We start from the raw sequence: 19,458 nt of genomic DNA on the forward strand, positions 1-19,458 counted from the left end.
ATGGATAACTTGGCGACTTTAATCAATAAATTAGTCTATAATCGTAAATAATTACAATATCTTTACATTGTCGGTATTAAGGTTCACCATCTAATGAAAAGCCAACGTTATCCTTTTTCAAATCATATATTGCTGCTGTGCTCGTCGAGCCTCGTTTTTGCTGTGGCTGCACAGGCAAAAAATGACGATTCGAGTGGCTCTAGCCAAAGCCTCGAAGTCATTGAGGTGTTCGCCCAAAAACGCGCGCAGGCAATTGAAGATGTTAGTATTGCCATTAGTCAGGTCAAAGGTGATAGCCTTAAAAATCAACATTATAAAGATTCAACAGAGTTATCGGTATTCGCGCCTAATTTAAAAATCAGCCAAAATGCGGCTGAAGGTACGCCACCGGCGGTAAATATCCGGGGGGTTGGTTTAGTTGACTACAATACGGCGAACACCTCGCCTGTGGCTATTTATGTAGACGACATTGCCGTAGGATCTGCAAGTAATCAGATCGTTAACTTCTTTGATATTGAGCAAGTGGATATTTTGCGTGGTCCGCAGGGGACTTTATTTGGCCGCAATTCAACTGGCGGAGCAATTTTAATTCGCACTAAACGCCCTGAATTTAACGAGTCGGGGTATTTAACAGCGGGTATAGCAAATAATAACGCGTTTAGTATTGATGCTATGTATAACAATCAATTAAGTGATAACAGCGCGTTTCGTGTTGCTTTAAATCATCAAGACTATGACTATTCAACCACCAATACTTTTGCACAATCACCTACCGCTGGAATGCAACAAACCAATGCACGGCTATCACTATTAAGTGAGTTTGATACTGTACAGGTATTGTTACAAGCGCACCTCGAAGATTGGCAGGGTATTGTGCAGCCTGTCGGTAATATCGGTGTAGTGGCGGATCCATTAACAGGTCAGTTATGTAGTCCTAGCGAAGCTGGTTCGACAAATTGCTATGATAACTTTGGCTTCAATGATGCCAGTGATGACTTTTACACGGTTAAAGTTAATAACGATTCTCCGCATAAAACGGATGGTAAAGGGTTTAGTGCACATATTAATTGGCAATTAAATGAGTTTAACGAAATTATTTCGATTAGTAGTTATAACCAATTAGAGCGCGATCATGCATTTAATTGTGATGGCTCACCAGCGCGATTATGCGAAGGAAATCTAGGTTTAGATACTCACTTATTTAGCCAAGAGTTACGCTTGCAAACGCAATGGAACAAACATACTTTAACCAGTGGTTTATATTACGCAGATGAATCAATCAAACAAGATAATATTAACGATATTTTAAGAGATTATCGCGGTATATTAGCCACCGACTTAACCGCAACCTTCTTCTATGATAACCAAATTGACACGCAAAATATTGCCGCTTTCAGCCAGTTAGACTATCAACTTAATTCAGATTGGTTGCTAAGTGTTGGACTACGTTATTCCTATGAGTCACTTGATTATGACTCAGTGGCACAATTAAATATGGTAGTTGATCCGAGTGATTTAGCAGGGGTTTTAGTGCCATTTTATCATGTGCAAGGCGAGCAATCCGATAATGGTTTTTCTGGCCAGTTTGCTGTGAACTACCTTATTAACGATACAACCCATGGCTATTACCGTTTTGCAAATGGGATTAAAAGTGGGGGTTATAATGGCGGGTTTTTATCTTCCCCAGAGCAAGCCGAATTAGCTGACTATGGCAAAGAGCGTCTCAATGCGCATGAAATTGGTACTAAATCATGGTGGCCTGAGCAAGGTGTGCGGTTTAATTGGGCTGCTTTTTATTATGATTACAATGATCAGCAAGTGTTTATGAACCAACCATCAGACTCACCACAAAAGCCACCCGTGCAATTATTAGAAAACGTTGGTGATTCAGTGATCTATGGCCTTGAAGCTGAACTCGATTATCAAGCGACTAAAGCACTTTCAATGCGTTTTGCGATGGGTTACATTCCCCATGCGGAATTTGAAGAATTTGTTGATCCTTTGGGTAACAGTTTGACTCATAATCGGCTGCCATTTACATCAAAGTGGAATGTGAGTGCAGGCGTAGAATATCGTTTAGAGCTTGCTGGTAATCCCTTAACAACACAATTACTAGTGGATTATCAATCAGACTATTATTTTGATCAAAACCAAAATCCGTATGCTATGCAAGATGGTTACAGTTTAGTCAATGGTAATATTCGTTATCAATTAGATAACCTAGGTTTTGTACTGTGGGGGAAAAATTTATTTGCCAGTGAGTACAGTAATTTGAAGTTTGATTTGAGCTCTTTCCTTGGCATGTTGGAAGATTTTAAAGGGGAAGGTCGCCGCTATGGTTTGGATATCAGTTATCAGTTCTAATCTTTTTGTCATTAAACTGAGGCGTATTGTATGCTGTTAAAAGCAATACAAGGTTTTTGCTATGTAGTCTTTTTAGGCTTGCTAACAATATATGTCTGCGAAGTGCGAGCAACACAGTCAGCGGATGTGTTTGTTTATACAGAGCAACAACAAGATATAAATTTGTTTCAAGTTGGTACCTTATTAGCGGCAAGTTATGAAGGGTTTCCTGATAACAGCACTCAGGTTGCGACGTGGCTTGACAATAAAAAACCACAAACAAGTACCACATATTATGGCGGAAGTTATTGGTTAGTTGTCGAACTTGAAAATCAGACTCAGCTAGCTGAATTAGTGTTGTTCCCTTACAACACCTTAGTATCGCGTATTGAAACACGTGTATATGATATGGCCGATCCCACATCTGAGGCCGCGCGTTACGTAACAGGGGGGATTGAAAAAAACGAATTTGCTTTTCATTACGGCAATAAAATAGCCCTTACACCAGGCAAGCGTTACTTTTTGATCACCAAGTATGAAAGTGACTACTTTTACACTCCTCCTAAACTGGTATTAAAACCCTATGCAGACTTCTTTACCCAGGTCACCATCGAAAATATGGTGATGATGTTGTGCTTTGGAGTAGGCATTGCGCTGGGTTTGTATAACTTATTAATATATTTTGGCGCACGGGATGTAACCCACCTTTATTACGCCTTATTTACAGCATGCTGGGTATTTGCCTGGAGCCAGTTTTTCCATATTCCAGATCAACTATTTGGTTTTTATAATGCCCATTTTCATTGGCTAGGGTTTGTTTTAATACCATTAACTAACATATTATTTTTCAATAATTTGCTTAAGCTAAAAGACAGTTTTCCACAATTAGCCAAAGCATCAATTATATTAGCTGTGGTGGCAACCGCAGGTTTGCCTTTCGCTGCTATGTGGCCAGGTTTTGGGTTTATTTGGGCAACAATAGTAACGGGGTGCACCTTATGCTTAGGCATGTACATAGGGGTTCGCAGTTGGATGAGTGGTTTTAAACCCGCGCGATACTTTGTCTTTGCTTACCTAGCGATGGCAATTCCTAATATGGTGGGAAATTTAACTAATTTAGGTGTACTGACGCCGATTGCAATCGATTTGTACCTATTAGGTTTGATTGGCACCGCCTTAGATGCGATGTTACTCGCGTTTGCAGTGGCAAATAAATTTAGTATTTTACATGATGAGAATGTTGAGCTTACTAAAAACCTCGAGCAAAAAGTGCAATTGCGTACGCAGGAGTTACAACAATTGGCGTCAGAACTCACTGATGCCAGTGAAGCTAAGAGCCGTTTTTTAGCAAATATGAGTCATGAAATACGTACGCCAATGACCTCTATTATAGGCTACGCAGATGGTATTATTTTAGGCGATATTAAGCCTCACGAACGAAATCATGGTATTCGGGTTATTTTACAAAACAGCCGCCATGTTTTAGGACTCATAAACGACATACTTGATATGTCAAAAATAGAGGCCAATCGCCTTGAAATTGATTTAGTCGAGACTGACTTATTTGCAACCATTGCGCATATAGAATCGCTATTAGGCAAACAAATTCGTGATAAAGGTCTTAAATTTAAAGTTGATTACCAATTCCCACTGCCTGATTGGATTATTTCTGATCCAACCCGATTACGACAAATATTGTTAAACTTAACAGCTAATGCATTAAAATTTACCACGGTAGGGCATATTCAATTAGTGGTGAGTTGCACTAAAGAGCAGCTTATCATTAAAGTTAAAGACACCGGCATTGGGATGACAGAGGCTGAGCAACAAGACTTGTTCACGCCGTTTTATCAGGCTGACTCATCGATCTCACGTAAATATGGCGGTACAGGACTCGGTTTAAATATTTCAAAAAGTTTAGCCGAAAAGTTAGATGGTAATATCACCGCTCATTCCCATGTTGGCAGTGGCAGTGAGTTTAGCCTCAATATCGCGCTATATATGCCTGAACGAGTGCGTTGGATCAATAGTTTTGATGAGATCTCTATAAGCAAAGAAAAAGAGCTGCCAAGTCAAGATCAGCGAAATCTCGTGGGTGAAGTGCTGGTAGCGGAAGATCATCCTGAAAACCGTGAACTGATCAAACGTATTTTAGAGCGAATGGGGTTAACGGTTACTGCGGTAGAAAATGGCAAAGATGCAGTGCAAGCGACCCTAGATCATCAATTTGATTTGATTTTATTAGATATTCAAATGCCAGTAATGGATGGTGAACAAGCGATTCATATTATGCAGGCAACAGGATTAACGACACCCATTGTTGCCCTTACAGCAAATACTATGAAGCATGAAGTTGATCGCTATCTAAAACAAGGGTTTATTGATCATATAGGCAAACCAATTGACCGCAGTGAATTTAGTCATAAAATTGCTAGTTATTTAGATATCGAAATGCTTGAAGATGTAAAATTGCCAGAGCATGAATTTGAGGTGCTTAAACAGGTGTACATAGAAGGGCTTAAAAAGCAGCGAGAAACAATAACCAAGCAATATACAGATGGCGATATGACAGGGTTTGCACAAAGTGTTCATATGCTAAAAGGAACTGCTGGAATGTTTGAGTGCGAAACATTGTACCAACATGCAATCAAGTTAGACAAAGCCCTTAAAGCCGATAGCGTGATGTTAGATAGCCATTTAGTTTATCAAGTGTTTGATGAAATTGATGATATTTTATGTCACTCACCTCAGTAAAATAAGCTGCTCACGGGTAATGTCCGGAAAATCAGTACGCTGTGTATAACGGGCATATAAGGTTGAAAAAATGGCGCTGCGTGAAAGCTGATCAAATGTTGTGATCAGTTTTTTTGCTGTTGTTTTTGAGCTATAACAACACTCGCGATAGCGTTTTATTAATTGTGTCAAGCTTTGTCCTTGTTGCTGTAAAGCCAGCTCTGCTTCAATAAAAAATGCGCTACCACTCCAATAAACTCTTTGTTGTGCACCTTGTTGCCACATATCGTCGGCAAGTTCACTTAATGGCTGTTGCTTTGTTCGCGTTTGCTGACGTCCGCGTTCAAGCCCTGCAGATAGTCGTTGTATAAATTGCTCTCTAGTGATCACTTTACTATCACGCATTATTATATTTTGCATATAGGTTGCAAATCCTTCACTTAACCAGAAGCCCGAATAGGGTAGTAACGGTAAGTAAAGGTGTGCCATTTCATGGTAGAGGGTCCAGTCATCGCGTAATTGTGTAAAACTGGCAAAGCGATCAAAATGTAACTCTATGCCACCTGGATCACCACGGCGCACACTTCCCCAAGGCACGGGTTCAAATGCAATATACCGAGGGTGTAAATAAATGGGTAAATTAGAGTATGGCAGTGGGCCTAAAGTTGCCTGAGTTTGCTCAAGACTAAAATTCAGCCATTGCAGTATTATTTGCTGCTTGCTTTTTGACAGCTCGGTTAATCCTTGAGGGTCAAGCTGGGCTGCGAAAACAGATGTACTCGCTAAACAAGTAACGAATAAAATTCGATTAAACAGTTTCATATCTGGTACTTAATGGTTTTTAATTGCTCACAGAAGACCGAGTAAAGCATAAAATCCGTTCACTATTTTATTGTTGAATAATAAGTATAGATGCTAAAACCACGACACTCACTGCCAACCATGGTTTAATGTTTATATGATATTTTATAATAAAAATATGGCAGGTTATGGGTTATCAACACATTGAAATCCCACCTCAGGGTGAACAAATTAGCATTGATAATAAAGGCGTGTGGCATATTCCGGCGCAGCCGATCATTGCTTATATTGATGGTGATGGAGTAGGGCAGGATATCTCTCCGTGTATGCGCGACATTGTGAACCATGCTGTGCAGTTATGTTATCAAGGAGTGCGAAAAATTCACTGGATGGAAGTCTTTAACGGTGAAAAAGCTGCGCAGCTATATGATGGGGATTGGTTTCCGCAAGAGACGATTCATGCGGTTCGGCAATTTAAAATAGCGATTAAAGGGCCTTTAACCACGCCGATTGGCGGAGGTTTTCGTTCACTCAATGTTGCTCTTCGTCATGAAATGGATTTGTTTGTAAATATGCGGCCGATTAAAGGCTATTGCGCATTACCGTCACCGTTAAAAAAACCTGAAAATACCAATATTGTTGTGATCCGCGATAGCTCTGAAGATGTGTACTCTGGAATTGAATGGCAAGCTGGCAGTGTCGAAGCCGAAAAAATGCTGGATTTTTTATGCCAAGAAATGGGCGTAACCCGTCTGCGCTTTGATCAACAATGTGGTATTGGCATTAAAAATATTTCTAAAGAAGGGTCAGAGCGGCTAGTGCGCTATGCAATAGCGTATGCGCTTGAACAAAATAGTGACTCGGTAACGGTAGTGCATAAAGGCAATGTACTTAAATTTACTGATGGTGCGTTTAAGCGTTGGGGGTTTGCCTTGGCGCAAACTGAGTTCTCAGCAGTACCACACAGTAATGGCCGTTGGCTAGAAATACCGCGTGAGGGCTTGGCACCGTTAGTTATTAAAGAAGTGATTGCAGATAACATGCTCCAGCAAGCGTTAATGAATCCTGAGCAATTTGATGTAGTGGTAACAACCAACCAAAATGGCGATTATCTAGCAGATATGTTGACTGCACAAGTGGGCGGTATTGGTATTATGCCCGCAGCAAATTTAAATAATGAAGTGGCTTTTTTTGAACCAACTCATGGCACGTTTGAGCGTATTGCTGGACAAAATAGTGCAAATCCTACCAGTAGTATTTTAAGTGCGGTGATGATGCTACGGTTTATGAATTGGCACGAAGCGGCCAACAGTATAGAGCTGGCTTTGCAACAGACATTTATAGCCGGTGAAGTGACCTTTGATTTACAGGCAGAGCAGCAAAACTCGACCATCCTCAGTTGCAGTGATTTTACACAAAGGATAATCGAGCGTTTAAAAGTTTCATGAGCTACGCTGCATTGGCGTTGTAGAGCTTTGCACGATACATGCAAGGGCGATTAGTCAGTGTTGCAGCACGTTGATAAATTGCTTTTGCATTGTGTTCATCGCTTGGTGTACCGCTTAATGTATCCATTAAAGCAACAACAATAATAGCTGGCACCTGACAGCAATATTCATCTAATACCGCAGTTGTTGTTTGTGCATCAACATGACAATGCGGGTGATTATGCTCAACTTGATACGCATGCAATAACGTTTGTACATCTAAACTGTCATTGTCAAAATGTTTGTTTTTACGACATTGACAGCCAAATTCATCAACCAGAGTCGCCAATGCTTGGTAAACATCATTACACTCAAGGGTGGTTTGCTTACAAAGTTGTTGTTCGATGAACGCATGTAAATGGCCGTCGATAAATAATCCGTCTTGTTGGGTGAAGCTTGCTGTAGTTTGCATCATAATGTTGTCTCTCAGTGTTAGTGGTTAACTCATTTGGTATGACTTCACTGTAGCCCTAAGCACACTATTTATGAAATTGTTGTTTTCAATAACTGATATTGATTTAATCAATAATAACGAGAGAGCTCCATTTTAATTAGAGCTTTCTAGCGATCAGCAATCGTATTAGCAAACGCTTGCAGTTCGCGGCGTAACCATTGGTGTGGGCTGGCATGATGCAGTAATGGGCTCCACAGCATTTTTACTTCAATTGGGACAATTTGAAACGGCACAGGACTAATCACTAACTCGGTATGTTTAGTTAGCAGCATTGCTTGTCGTCTTGGTAGAGTGGCGATCAGTTGTGGCGATTGGCATAGCAAACTTGCCACCATGTAATGACGAGTAAACACCCGAATATGACGGGTTTGTTCAAGCTGCCAAAGAGCTTCGTCTACCCATCCCAGCTTTTGGCTACCTGATTTATTCGTGACGGCAGCTTCAGCCCCCCAGCCTGCACGATTTACCCAAATATGCTCTGACGCTAAGTATTGCTCTAGATCAGGCTGTTTTAAGTATGGGTTAGCTGGATGCATTAAACAGCAATAGTTATCGCGCCAGACACTGGCCTGATGAAAAGACCGTGGTAGGCCGTTGAAGCGATTGATGGCTAAGTCAATGCTGCCCTTTTCCATATCTTGCAGGCTAACATCGCTGGGGCTAAGCACATCAAAATTAAGTCCTGGATGTTTATTGAGTTGCTGGGTAATAAAAGGCGCGACTAGCGTTGATTCTAAATAATCATTCGCCATAATTCTAAAGGTGAGTTCGCCAGTGGTTGGATCAAACATATCACTGGGTTGGGTTATTGCCTCAGCCATTTTTAACAGCGCTTCTATTTCAGGTTTTAAACTCAGCGCTTTTGCAGTAGGAGTCATAGAGCCTGCGGCACGAACTAGGAGCGGATCGTCAAATAAATCACGTAAACGTTTTAGTGCATTACTCATTGCAGGTTGGGTTAATGCTAATTTATTTGCCGCTTTCGAGACATTTCGCTCATCTATCAGTACATTTAAGTACACAAGCAAGTTGAGATCGACATTTCTTATATTCATTTGATCAATCTTATTCATTCGCTGTATTAATTATCTAAATTAAAGCGTGCTTGCTAAGGTGTGTAAACCACTAAATAGACATAGTCATCATAAGTGATAGAAATATGCTAGAGCTAAAAACAGCAAATACGTTATCGACTCAAACTAACAACGCAATTGAGCAAGTCATTGCGACCAAATTAGCGCGTGCCGTATTCGCAGGCTTTGAAGCGATGTTTGCTGAGTTTTTAAATATTACCTTAGGTGCACAAAGTCGTTTTGAGCAACGGCAATGGCAAAGTGTACAATCGGCAATGCGTGAGCGTTTACAAGTATATGAAAGGCAAGTTAAAAATGTTAGTGAAGCGGTGCGAGTCATTGCATTTAAAGAGCTCAACGATCCGCGACTGTGGCAGCAGGCAAAGCATATTTATGGCCAAATGGTGCAAGAGCATGAAAACCAACCGATTGCGCATACATTTTTTAATTCAACTTTTGGCTCGATTTGGGATGATAAAAAAATTCGCACCGTGCATTTATTTGTTTTAAAAGCCAAATACCGCGCTAAATCTCGGCCATTTGATAATTTAGTAAGTCGTATTTCATTGCAAAATGGCTTTAGCCAGGCGGTGGAGCAACTTATTTATCGACAAGCTTTTCGGGTTGGATTTACAGATTTAGCTCATGATGTTGATATTTTGCAGCGTACTTTGGCGTTAGGTGCGCAGCAGCAATGTCGTCAAGTGTATGAGCTGATGAATTTAAACGATGGCTATATTGAATACGCTAATTCACTGTTTTTTAGAAATAAAGCCTGCTACTTAATAGGTCGTTGTATTGCTAAAAATGGCGATAACATGCCCTTTGCTGTCGCTATTTTACATACCCAAAGCGGTTTAAAGCTTGATGCGGTGATGATGGGCGCAGATCAACTGAGTTTATTATTCGGCTTTGCTCGCACCTACTTTATGGTTGATACCGACCAACCCGCGCGCTATGTAGATTACTTATCAGTGCTAATGCCACATAAGCAACGATTTGAATTATTCAATGCCATTGGCTTTATTAAACATGCCAAAACAGAGTTTTATCGCTATAAGGTCGACACCACCAACAATAGTCCCATAGATGATAAGTACATTATTGCCCCCGGCACGCCAGGCATGGTAATGCTAGTATTTACCACTGCTGGCTCAGATTATGTTTATAAGGTAATAAAAGATAAATTTAGCGCGCCTAAAACATCAACCAAAGCACAGGTGATGGCAAAATACGACTTTGTAAAACAAGCGGATAGAGTCGGCCGTTTAGTCGACACCCATGAATTTCGCTATTTAGCATTTGATTTAAATCGTTTTAGCGATGAATTGCTTACCCATATGCGAGCGAGTATCGGCTCAAGCATGGCTATTGCAAATAAAGCCTTAGTGCTTAAGCATGTATACGTTGAGCGCAAAATGACACCACTTAATTTATACATCAATCAATGTGACGATAAACAACTGAATAATGTAATGCTTGATTACGGCAAGGCGATTAAAGAGTTAGCCGGGGCTAATATTTTCCCCGGTGATATGTTGATGAAAAACTTTGGTGTGACCCGTTGGGGGCGCGTGGTATTTTATGATTATGATGAAATTTGCCCATTAACGGATTGTAACTTTAGAGACTTACCGAGCAGTGAAAATAGTTTTGATGAACTAAGCAGCGAAAGCTATTTTGATGTTGCCGAAAATGATGTATTCCCGAGTCAGTTTAAAGTGTTTTTTAGTGCTGATCAGCAAGCATTTAGTCATTTTTGCCAGCAACATCAAGACTTATTTAGTCCTGATTTTTGGCTGCAGTGCCAAGCTGATATCAATGCTGGGCAATTGGCTGATGTGTATCCATACAAACAAAGTTGGCGATTTTAGCCGGGGGTTATTACCCATAAGTCTGATTAATTTTGGGCGTGTAAAAAGGTAAAGTTTCATAAAACAAAATCCAAGGAAAATCATGAAATCTCTATTATTAGCAAGTTTACTCATCACCTCACCGCTGGTTTTAGCTAACCCGCTATTAGGTAGTTGGGAGTTTGTGGAAGGGAAATATGCAGTTGAACAAGGTTATGTGACTGCCAAAGCACCAGAGTTGACCTCAGTTAAACTAATAACCGCCACTCATTTTAATTACATCACCCAAAAAAATGGCCAGTTTCATTATGCAGGTGGCGGGCAGTACACCTTAAAAAACCAACAATTTGTAGAGACTTTTGTTTACGGTAACATTGAATCGTTGCTTGGCAAAACCATGGCTTTTGATTACAAAATTGAAGGAGATTTGTGGCATCATTCTTTAACAGAAAATGGTAAGTTAGTTGAAGCCGAAGTGTGGCGTAAAATCGATTAACTCATCAATTCAGGAGCTGCAATGCAATTTATTTCTCATCAAGATCAGCATTTAACATTAAGCGACACCGCTAAACCGCAATTAAAAACTAATGAAGTGTTAATTAAAGTTGCTGCTATCGGCGTGAACCGCGCTGATTGTATGCAACGTCAAGGTAAGTATCCAGCGCCACAGGGCGACAGCCCCATTCTAGGGCTTGAATGCGCAGGCACTGTGATTGAGCTTGGCACCGAGGTTGATCAAAGCTGGCTTAATAAAGCGGTATTTACTTTGTGTGCAGGCGGTGCATATAGCGAATATGTGGCGGTCGATGCCGCACAATTAATGGCTTTACCAAGTGATTTAACTATGGCGCAAGGTGCAGCGATCAGCGAAGTATATTTAACCGCGTTTGGTGCGTTATTTCAACTTGGTAAGTTACAAGCAGGGCAAACAGCACTGATCCATGCAGGCGCAAGTGGCGTGGGTGGGGCAGCTATACAAATGGCTAAACGTATTGGGGCAACGGTTGTTATTACCGCAGGTAGCGATGAAAAGTGCGAACATGCCAAAGCGCTTGGTGCCGATCATGTAATCAACTACAAAACCGACGATTTTGTTGCTTACATGCAAAACTATGGTTTAACGGCGAACGTGATTGTTGATCCGGTATCTGGGCGCTATTTAAGTAAAAATGCAGCAATCGCTGCAATGGATTGCCAAATAATTATGCTGGCATTTTTAGATGGTCGCTTCGCAGAAGTAGATTTTGCACTCTTGTTACAAAAGCGTATTTCGTTTCATGGCTCAACACTGCGCAATCGCAGTCAAGCGTTTAAACGCCAACTACGCGATGAGTTTGTAGCAAAATTTTATGACGATATAGCAAATCAACAGTTTGATTTTAATATTTATAAAACGTTGCCTTGGCAAGACGCTGGTGAGGCACACGCGATTCTTGAACGAAACGAAAATGCCGGAAAAGTTGTATTATTAGTTCAGTAGTTTAAAAACCAATATTTGCCCATATAACTATGGGCAACTATAAAGCGATTTAAGGCAAAAACATGAACCCAATTATAGCAACATTAAAAGAGCACAATGTTAGCGATGAAAAAGTACACGAACTTTTTCAAGCATTTACTCAAAACCCAATGATGGCAATGGCACTTGTGCAGCAACTCGGTATTCCACCAGAGAAGTTACAAGCACTAATGGGCTTGGTAATGACTCAGCCTCATTTAATCAAAGAAGCCGCTGATTCACTTGGTATTGGTGAAGGTGAGCTTGAAAAAGCTAAGCAGCAGTTGAAAAACCAATAACGAGCTATCAATGAGAGTACATTTAGTTACTCTCATTTGTTAAGCATGCAATTATTAAGCAATGTCTATCGTGTAAGCGGCCAATAAGTTTTGCATTTTTTGTTGTTCATGTGCGGCAAACTCGATGCCCACACTTAAACGATCTCCCTGCATTTGATTGTTGCGCACATGCGCACTGATCACCACGGCACTGTTGTCGATAGGCGATAGAACATGCACAAACACGGGGCGTTTTTTAAGCGCTAAAAACCCTGAATTAACATGCACAGTAAAGCGACAACCAGTCGGTGAAATATCGATGATCAAACCTTGCAATAGATTTTCACTGTCATAAGTATGCGATTTATTAATGCTAATCTTTGCTGGTATATGGGTTTGTAAACGGCTGACTTCACGCAGTTGCCGACTCTCAATATTCTTAGGGTAAGCAAGGTAAAGTAATTTTTCTGGTCGAAAAGAAATAGCTAATATAGTGGTCGAAAAAGCGACGCACTCCCCACGTTCACCTTCGACTATATAGCGTACAATTGCGCCATTGCCTTCTTTTAACACATCAGCATATTGGCTTTTTTTTGCTTGGACAGGGTACTTTAAAATTAAATACTTACCAGCTTCATAGCCAACTAAAGAGAGTTTAAATCTGACACTTAATGGGTTGGTGAACTGAATGTCGATTAATTTACCTGGCAGTAAGTCTAAGCAAAACTTAGCTTTGCTAGCTTGCGCTGGTCTGTCTTGTGTAATTTCCATATATACGTAGTTATTATTATTTGTTTCCAAATAGTATCCATCAAAAGAACTAAAAAATCACTACGAAAAACGACTGGTATTAGTTTATAAGCCTTAATTAATAAAAGTAATACACGCCTTGTTACAAAGTTGATTGAACTGATAAATATCTGCTTTGTCTATTAAATAACATACTAACTTATGGAACAAAACTGTGAAATACCTTTATAAAATATGGAAAAATAACCGCTCGTTAATCGTATTTATCTCGCTGATGTGTGTTTTTAGAAGTGCAGTGGCTGACTGGTACGAAGTACCCACAGGTTCAATGCAGCCAACCATTGTTGAGGGCGACCGTATATTGACAGATAAAATGGCGTATGACCTACGAGTGCCTTTTACTAAAATTTCGCTGGTTAAACTAGCCGAGCCACAGGCCGGTGATATTATTGTATTTGATTCTGTTGCTGCACAAAATCGCCTAATAAAAAGAGTAATAGGTGTACCGGGCGACACTGTTGCTTTAGTTAATAATCAACTTGTTATTAATGGTGAAAAGCTTAATTACGAAACTGTAGCTGAAACCGCCATAAACCGAGTGGAAATAGAGAATTTGCATGGCATAAAACATACCGTAAAACTCGCTAAGCAGCGCTCTTATATGCAAAATTTTGATCCACTTATCATCCCTACAGATATGTATTTAGCAATGGGGGATAACCGTGATAACAGTGCTGATTCACGAGTAATAGGCTTAGTACCAAGAGCTGAATTGCTCGGAAGGGCAAAGCGGGTGATAGTTTCACTGGATTACGATGACTATTATTTACCACGTAAAAACAGGCTTCTAAAAGAATTACAGTAATAGTAAGCGCTGTTATAGTCTGGTAAAGGATAGCACTGATAAAAGATAGTAGTGCAAAAAATAACAGCGCTAAAACTTAAAATAGCTTAGCGATTAAATTTAGCGTTGTTGACTCTCACCTAACAATAAACTGTATATAAAAATAGTGTTTATGATTTTGTCAGATATTACTGATCTCTAGCATTTTTGTATATTGCTGCATTTGTAAAAAATGAGGTGAAGTTAACTAGTTGTTTACAGGTATCTGTTTGATAGCTAAGATAAATGCATTATAATATATGGATATTTTTCTGTTTGTAAAAAGATAAATGTCGTAGATAAAATTGTTATACCTTCAAGGAAGCTCAGTGAAACTTTTAGTTTTGTTATTTTTATTTACTTCAATATCAACTTTTTCTTGTGATAAAAAAAGCGAAATAAAGAAAGTAGCGGCGTTTATAACTCAAGATAATTTCGCTGATTTATCAGAAATAACGGTTTATTACCCTGTTAATTATGGTGTTGCTGAGGCTGTAAGAGCTGTAATCTCTCTAGGTGAAATTGATAGGGTAACCTTGTATGTTCCTACAATTATTTCTGAACCACATGCTTTTGAAAGCAATCATGAGCTAGCTGATTATAAAGTATCAACCTTTACAATTAAGACTGATACGATAAATGAGGCTTATATTACTGTGAATTACCGAGCTCCGAAGAAAAATGATGGCTTAATCACTTTTTGTATGGGACCTTTTCGAGTCTATAAAATAAGTGAATTACCGATAAAGAAGGTATAATAAACGCATCAGAAATGACTTCAAACGCTTGGCTGGCGCTCATTCTTCGCTAATTATAGCCAAGCATTTTCCGCAATTTATGCGCGTGTTAACTTAACTAAACATGGTGCCCATATTGAGAGTTTCTGAAAGGCTGAAATATGCAGTCATCTTATCTTTCGCCAGTTGGCCACTATTCATTTGGCTGGGCACAGATCTCGTCGGTAGCTTTTGCGCACTTTCAGGGTTTATAGTTGGCTATTACTTTGCTCCAATAACTCACAGACAAACCAAAAAGTACCAAGTACAGCTTTTAGGTTTGGGCATGGGCTTTCTAGCTCTGTATTTATCGAGCTTTTTAAGAAGTATATTTGAGTTAATTTCAGGTGAGCCTTTTAAAGGTGTAGGTTACTACTTAATATCAGCACTAACAGGGCCTTATTTTGGTCTAATGTTTTTCGGTATGCCACTTATAATTTTTTCTTTTACCAATTATATGATTTGGCTATGGTCATCCAAACTTTAAGTTAACCGGGTAGCCGCAGGTCGCTAACTTCAGCACCTACAATTTTATGTGCTGGAAAAACAATTTGTTGTGGCAATTAAAAAAGCCGTTGTTTAAAACAACGGCTTTTTAGTGTTAACTAGTTAAAGTCGAATTACATTACACGCATACCTGGCTCTGAGCCGTCGTCTGGGTTTAAAATATAGATTTCTTTACCGCCAGGGCCTGCTGCTAGTACCATGCCTTCTGACATGCCAAAGCGCATCTTACGTGGCTTCAGGTTGGCAACCATAACCGTTAGTTTGCCTTCAATATCTTCTGGCGCATAAGCTGATTTAATACCAGCAAATACTTGGCGTGTTTCGCCGCCTAAGTCGAGCGTTAGTTTAAGTAGCTTATCAGCGCCTTCAACGTGCTCTGCTTTGGCTATTTTAGCTACACGTAAATCTACTTTGGCAAAATCGTCAAATTCGATTTCAGCTGCAATAGGCTCTTTTGCCAAAGGGCTGTTTGGATCGATTTTGTCTTTTGCAGCGAGTAAGCTTTCTTTTGATTCTTCGACCATTTTATTTACTTTATCCATTTCTACACGTTGCATTAACGGTTTAAATTTATTGATCGGGTGGCTAACAAGCGCAGTTTGCGCGCCTTGCCAAGATAGATCATCATTTAAGAAGTCTTCTACGTTTGCCGCCATACCCGGTAATACTGGTTTTAAGTAAGTCATTAGCACGCGGAATAAGTTAAGCCCAAGCGAACACACTTGGTGAGCTTGTTCTTGTTTCGTTTCGTCTTTGATTAATACCCATGGTGCTGAGGTATCAATAAATTGGTTTGCTTTATCAGCAAGCGCCATTATTTCACGAATAGCACGGCTATAATCACGGTTTTCATAGTGCTGAGCAACGGTATCGGTAGCTGCTTGGAATTCAGCTAATAATTGCGGCTCCATGACAGTGTCACTTAATTTACCGTCAAACTTTTTAGTAATAAAACCGGCGCAACGGCTGGCAATGTTAACCACTTTACCAACTAAGTCTGAATTTACACGTAGTGCAAAGTCTTCTAAGTTTAAGTCAAGATCGGTGATGCCGCTGTTAAGTTTAGCAGCGTAGTAATAACGTAAAAACTCAGGGTCGAGGTTGTCTAAATATGTACGCGCTTTAATAAACGTGCCTTTCGATTTAGACATTTTAGCGCCATTAACCGTTACAAAACCATGCGCGAATACATTGGTTGGCTTTCTGAATTTTGCGCCTTCAAGCATTGCTGGCCAAAATAAGCTGTGAAAGTAGATAATATCTTTACCGATAAAGTGGTAAAGCTCAGCGTCAGAGCCTTCTTGCCAAAATGCATCAAAGTCGATGCCTTGTTTGTCGCATAAGTTTTTAAAGCTGGCCATGTAACCAATTGGCGCATCAAGCCAGACATAAAAATATTTACCAGGCGCACCAGGGATTTCAAAGCCAAAGTAGGGCGCATCGCGGCTGATATCCCACTGTTGCAGGCCATCGGCAAACCATTCGTCTAGTTTGTTAGCCATTTCTTGCTGAATAGTGCCGGAGTGAAGCCACTCTTTTAACATGCCTTCAAATGCTGGCAGGTCAAAAAAGTAATGCTCAGAGTCTTTAAGTACTGGCTCAGCACCTGACATCACAGAGCGCGGGTTGATAAGCTCTGTTGGGCTATATGTTGCGCCACATGCGTCACAGCTGTCGCCATTTTGGTCTTCAGACTTACAAGTTGGGCACGTACCAGTTACAAAGCGATCGGGTAAGAAAATGCCTTTTTCAGGGTCAAATAACTGTGAAATAGTATGCTTTTTGATATGACCGGCATCGTTTAAGCGATTATAAATAAGCTCGCTGAATTCTTTGTTTTCTTGGCTGTGGGTGCTGTGGTAGTTATCAAATTTAATATTGAAGTCTGCAAAGTCACGTTGACGTTCAATGCTGACATTTTTTACCATTTCTTCCGGCGTGATCCCTTGCTTTTGTGCATTGAGCATAATTGGCGTGCCATGGGCATCGTCGGCGCAAACATAATAAGCTTCGTGGCCTTGTAGTTTTTGAAAACGTGACCAGATATCAGTCTGAATATATTCCAATAAATGGCCTAAATGTGTTGGGCCGTTGGCATAAGGTAATGCACTGGTAATGAGGATCTTTCGCTGTGCCATAATCATTCCGAATTGACGGTTCCTGTTAAGGAACGGATGAAAATCATAATATTATCAGCAAACCTAAAGGAAACACCTTCGTGGTTGGCCGATTTTCATTAATTGACTGGTGTTAATGCCCTGAATGTTACATAATTCCGAGGCAATTTTCATCAAAGAAACACTATTTTATTGTTATGTTTGGATTGTCGAAACTATTCTCCTCTAAATCGGTGCAAAAACAACCGATTCTTACTGCCTTAGCAGGGTATCGCAGTGCCGCTTTTGCTGTCGGCATTGATGAAAAATTCATTAAAAGCATTGAATCAAAAACTGATAAATCAATATTGCTTCATTTAACGCTGCCATTTGCTGCGTTATCTGAAATGCCAAAGGTAGCAGCGTTTGTAAGCCAACAACTTAATCAAGCAGTGACAATTAACGCAAGCATTGAGCTGACTGAAGCATGTAAGTTCAAAGCGATAAAACATATTGTGTTGATTGCATCAGGTAAAGGTGGTGTGGGTAAATCAACCACCGCGGTAAATTTAGCGGGCGCACTCAAAGCTGAAGGCGCGAAAGTGGGGATTTTAGATGCGGATATTTATGGCCCGTCTATTCCAATGTTGCTAGGCCTTGAAGGAGCAACACCCACGGCTAAAAATGACAAGCAATTGCTACCATTTGACGCTAATGGCATCAAAGCACAATCAATTGGCTTTTTAGTGCCTAGTGATGATGCCACAGTTTGGCGCGGACCGATGGCGTCGGGCGCATTAACGCAACTGTTAAATGAAACTGCATGGGGTGAGCTTGATTACCTGATTGTAGATATGCCACCAGGAACTGGGGATATTCAACTTACTATGAGTCAGAAAGTACCTGCCAGTGGCACGGTGATTGTGACGACTCCGCAAGATTTAGCACTTGCTGATGCGCAAAAAGGCATTGCCATGTTTAATAAAGTGAATGTGCCAGTATTGGGCTTGATTGAAAATATGAGTCATTTTTTGTGCTCACACTGCGGCGAACCAAACCATGTATTTGGTAAGGATGGCGCAATAAAATTAGCTCAGCGTCATGGTGTGCCAGTGTTGTCGCAAATTCCTTTGGCGATTGATATTCGCGAATACTCAGAGCAAGGCAAATTAATCGCCATGGATAATCAGGCTGCGGTGAGTGAAACTTATGCTGACGCTGCGCGGCTGATTGCCAGTATGCTTTACTATCAACAACCCCATCATAATTCAGTCGAAATTGTGATTACGGATGATTAACTAATGAGATTATCAGATACCCATATTAAAGAATATATTGCCCAACAGCGTATTATTATTGAGCCAAGTCCGACCGATGAAATGATTTCTGGGGTAACGGCAGATTTACGTTTAGGTAATAAGTTTCGTGTATTTCAAGATCATACAGCAGCTTATGTTGATTTAAGTGGTCCAAAAGATCAGCTTAATAAAGCAATGGAATCAATAATGAGCGATGAAATAGTGTTAAAAGAGGGCGATGCATTCTTTTTACACCCAGGTGAATTAGCCCTTGCGATGACCTATGAAAAAGTCACGTTGCCGGCAGATATCGTTGGCTGGCTTGACGGTCGTTCATCTTTGGCACGTCTAGGTTTAATGGTGCATGTGACGGCCCATCGGATTGATCCCGGTTGGTCTGGTAATATCGTGTTAGAGTTTTATAACTCCGGTAAATTGCCGTTGGCATTACGACCAATGATGAAAATCGGCGCTATGAGCTTTGAGACCATGTCAGGTCCTGCTGAAAATCCGTACAATACACGCAAAGATGCCAAATATAAAGATCAAACCAGCGCAGTTGCAAGTCGTATTAGTGATGATAGTAACTAATTAAAATATATTTTTAAAATAAAGGCTTATCACTTGA

Annotated in this window: 17 protein-coding genes; 12 read left to right on the top strand and 5 right to left on the bottom strand. The window is 40.3% G+C overall.

Annotated features, from left to right (window positions below; translation table 11 throughout):
* Positions 1 to 93: 93 nt before the first annotated feature.
* A complete protein-coding gene (locus FW757_RS01870; RefSeq protein WP_145233672.1) occupies positions 94 to 2,364 on the top strand; it encodes a TonB-dependent receptor in 2,271 nt (756 codons plus the stop codon).
* A 30-nt stretch (positions 2,365 to 2,394) separates the two neighbouring features.
* Positions 2,395 to 5,097 carry a 7TM diverse intracellular signaling domain-containing protein gene (locus FW757_RS01875; RefSeq protein ID WP_182739227.1) on the top strand — a complete coding sequence of 901 codons (2,703 nt, stop codon included), beginning with the start codon at positions 2,395 to 2,397 and terminating at the stop codon, positions 5,095 to 5,097.
* Here FW757_RS01875 and FW757_RS01880 read toward each other — a convergent pair.
* Entirely contained in the window at positions 5,086 to 5,898 is an 813-nt protein-coding gene (locus FW757_RS01880) for a M61 family metallopeptidase (protein ID WP_182717915.1), read from the bottom strand. The genes FW757_RS01875 and FW757_RS01880 overlap by 12 nt on opposite strands.
* A gap of 167 nt (positions 5,899 to 6,065) precedes the next feature.
* Between FW757_RS01880 and icd the strand changes: the two genes are divergently transcribed.
* Positions 6,066 to 7,325 (top strand): NADP-dependent isocitrate dehydrogenase, encoded by a 1,260-nt coding sequence (gene icd, locus FW757_RS01885; RefSeq protein ID WP_446440808.1) that lies wholly within the window; start codon positions 6,066 to 6,068, stop codon positions 7,323 to 7,325.
* A gap of 1 nt (position 7,326) precedes the next feature.
* Here icd and FW757_RS01890 read toward each other — a convergent pair whose 3' ends face one another.
* On the bottom strand, positions 7,327 to 7,776 hold the full coding sequence (locus tag FW757_RS01890) for a hypothetical protein (protein WP_149981184.1): 450 nt from the start codon (positions 7,774 to 7,776) through the stop codon (positions 7,327 to 7,329).
* A 149-nt stretch (positions 7,777 to 7,925) separates the two neighbouring features.
* Entirely contained in the window at positions 7,926 to 8,873 is a 948-nt protein-coding gene (locus FW757_RS01895; RefSeq protein ID WP_145233680.1) for a LysR family transcriptional regulator, read from the bottom strand.
* A gap of 104 nt (positions 8,874 to 8,977) precedes the next feature.
* Here FW757_RS01895 and aceK point away from each other — a divergent pair, with 104 nt between their 5' ends.
* The 4 genes from aceK to FW757_RS01915 all read left to right on the top strand — a co-directional run bounded on the left by aceK (position 8,978) and on the right by FW757_RS01915 (position 12,541).
* The gene (gene aceK, locus FW757_RS01900) at positions 8,978 to 10,765 is read left to right on the top strand and encodes a bifunctional isocitrate dehydrogenase kinase/phosphatase (RefSeq protein WP_446440809.1); all 1,788 of its coding nucleotides are present in this window, start codon (positions 8,978 to 8,980) and stop codon (positions 10,763 to 10,765) included.
* An 82-nt stretch (positions 10,766 to 10,847) separates the two neighbouring features.
* Entirely contained in the window at positions 10,848 to 11,240 is a 393-nt protein-coding gene (locus FW757_RS01905; RefSeq protein ID WP_182717912.1) for a hypothetical protein, read from the top strand.
* A 21-nt stretch (positions 11,241 to 11,261) separates the two neighbouring features.
* Positions 11,262 to 12,224 carry a zinc-binding dehydrogenase gene (locus tag FW757_RS01910; protein ID WP_182767454.1) on the top strand — a complete coding sequence of 321 codons (963 nt, stop codon included), beginning with the start codon at positions 11,262 to 11,264 and terminating at the stop codon, positions 12,222 to 12,224.
* A 62-nt stretch (positions 12,225 to 12,286) separates the two neighbouring features.
* The gene (locus FW757_RS01915) at positions 12,287 to 12,541 is read left to right on the top strand and encodes a DUF2999 family protein (protein ID WP_149981015.1); all 255 of its coding nucleotides are present in this window, start codon (positions 12,287 to 12,289) and stop codon (positions 12,539 to 12,541) included.
* Between the two features lie 54 nt (positions 12,542 to 12,595).
* Here FW757_RS01915 and FW757_RS01920 read toward each other — a convergent pair whose 3' ends face one another.
* Positions 12,596 to 13,321: a flagellar brake protein gene (locus FW757_RS01920; protein WP_257325865.1), complete on the bottom strand. Its 726-nt coding sequence runs from the start codon at positions 13,319 to 13,321 to the stop codon at positions 12,596 to 12,598.
* Between the two features lie 163 nt (positions 13,322 to 13,484).
* Here FW757_RS01920 and lepB point away from each other — a divergent pair, with 163 nt between their 5' ends.
* The 3 genes from lepB to FW757_RS01935 all read left to right on the top strand — a co-directional run bounded on the left by lepB (position 13,485) and on the right by FW757_RS01935 (position 15,416).
* Positions 13,485 to 14,135, top strand: coding sequence for a signal peptidase I (lepB, locus tag FW757_RS01925; RefSeq protein WP_182717909.1), 651 nt, complete (start codon positions 13,485 to 13,487; stop codon positions 14,133 to 14,135).
* Between the two features lie 347 nt (positions 14,136 to 14,482).
* The gene (locus tag FW757_RS01930) at positions 14,483 to 14,911 is read left to right on the top strand and encodes a hypothetical protein (RefSeq protein WP_182717908.1); all 429 of its coding nucleotides are present in this window, start codon (positions 14,483 to 14,485) and stop codon (positions 14,909 to 14,911) included.
* Positions 14,912 to 15,026: 115 nt separating this feature from the next.
* Entirely contained in the window at positions 15,027 to 15,416 is a 390-nt protein-coding gene (locus FW757_RS01935; protein WP_182739230.1) for a hypothetical protein, read from the top strand.
* Positions 15,417 to 15,549: 133 nt separating this feature from the next.
* On the opposite strand, the gene metG is transcribed toward FW757_RS01935, so the two are convergent.
* Complete coding sequence (metG, locus tag FW757_RS01940; RefSeq protein WP_149981018.1) at positions 15,550 to 17,574, bottom strand: methionine--tRNA ligase; 2,025 nt, start codon at positions 17,572 to 17,574, stop codon at positions 15,550 to 15,552.
* A 176-nt stretch (positions 17,575 to 17,750) separates the two neighbouring features.
* Here metG and apbC point away from each other — a divergent pair, with 176 nt between their 5' ends.
* Complete coding sequence (gene apbC, locus FW757_RS01945; protein WP_182783622.1) at positions 17,751 to 18,830, top strand: iron-sulfur cluster carrier protein ApbC; 1,080 nt, start codon at positions 17,751 to 17,753, stop codon at positions 18,828 to 18,830.
* Positions 18,831 to 18,833: 3 nt separating this feature from the next.
* On the top strand, positions 18,834 to 19,421 hold the full coding sequence (dcd, locus tag FW757_RS01950) for a dCTP deaminase (RefSeq protein ID WP_145233702.1): 588 nt from the start codon (positions 18,834 to 18,836) through the stop codon (positions 19,419 to 19,421).
* Positions 19,422 to 19,458: the final 37 nt, after the last annotated feature.

It is taken from the genome of Pseudoalteromonas sp. 1181_04, from assembly GCF_052850545.1.

Coding starts and splice junctions, on each gene's coding strand:
- FW757_RS01870 (WP_145233672.1), top strand. CDS start 94: ATGAAAAGCCAACGTTATCCTTTTTCAAATCATATATTGCTGCTGTGC.
- dcd (WP_145233702.1), top strand. CDS start 18,834: ATGAGATTATCAGATACCCATATTAAAGAATATATTGCCCAACAGCGT.
- FW757_RS01875 (WP_182739227.1), top strand. CDS start 2,395: ATGCTGTTAAAAGCAATACAAGGTTTTTGCTATGTAGTCTTTTTAGGC.
- FW757_RS01890 (WP_149981184.1), bottom strand. CDS start 7,776: ATGCAAACTACAGCAAGCTTCACCCAACAAGACGGATTATTTATCGAC.
- FW757_RS01880 (WP_182717915.1), bottom strand. CDS start 5,898: ATGAAACTGTTTAATCGAATTTTATTCGTTACTTGTTTAGCGAGTACA.
- icd (WP_446440808.1), top strand. CDS start 6,066: ATGGGTTATCAACACATTGAAATCCCACCTCAGGGTGAACAAATTAGC.
- apbC (WP_182783622.1), top strand. CDS start 17,751: ATGTTTGGATTGTCGAAACTATTCTCCTCTAAATCGGTGCAAAAACAA.
- FW757_RS01895 (WP_145233680.1), bottom strand. CDS start 8,873: ATGAATATAAGAAATGTCGATCTCAACTTGCTTGTGTACTTAAATGTA.
- FW757_RS01915 (WP_149981015.1), top strand. CDS start 12,287: ATGAACCCAATTATAGCAACATTAAAAGAGCACAATGTTAGCGATGAA.
- metG (WP_149981018.1), bottom strand. CDS start 17,574: ATGGCACAGCGAAAGATCCTCATTACCAGTGCATTACCTTATGCCAAC.
- aceK (WP_446440809.1), top strand. CDS start 8,978: ATGCTAGAGCTAAAAACAGCAAATACGTTATCGACTCAAACTAACAAC.
- FW757_RS01905 (WP_182717912.1), top strand. CDS start 10,848: ATGAAATCTCTATTATTAGCAAGTTTACTCATCACCTCACCGCTGGTT.
- FW757_RS01910 (WP_182767454.1), top strand. CDS start 11,262: ATGCAATTTATTTCTCATCAAGATCAGCATTTAACATTAAGCGACACC.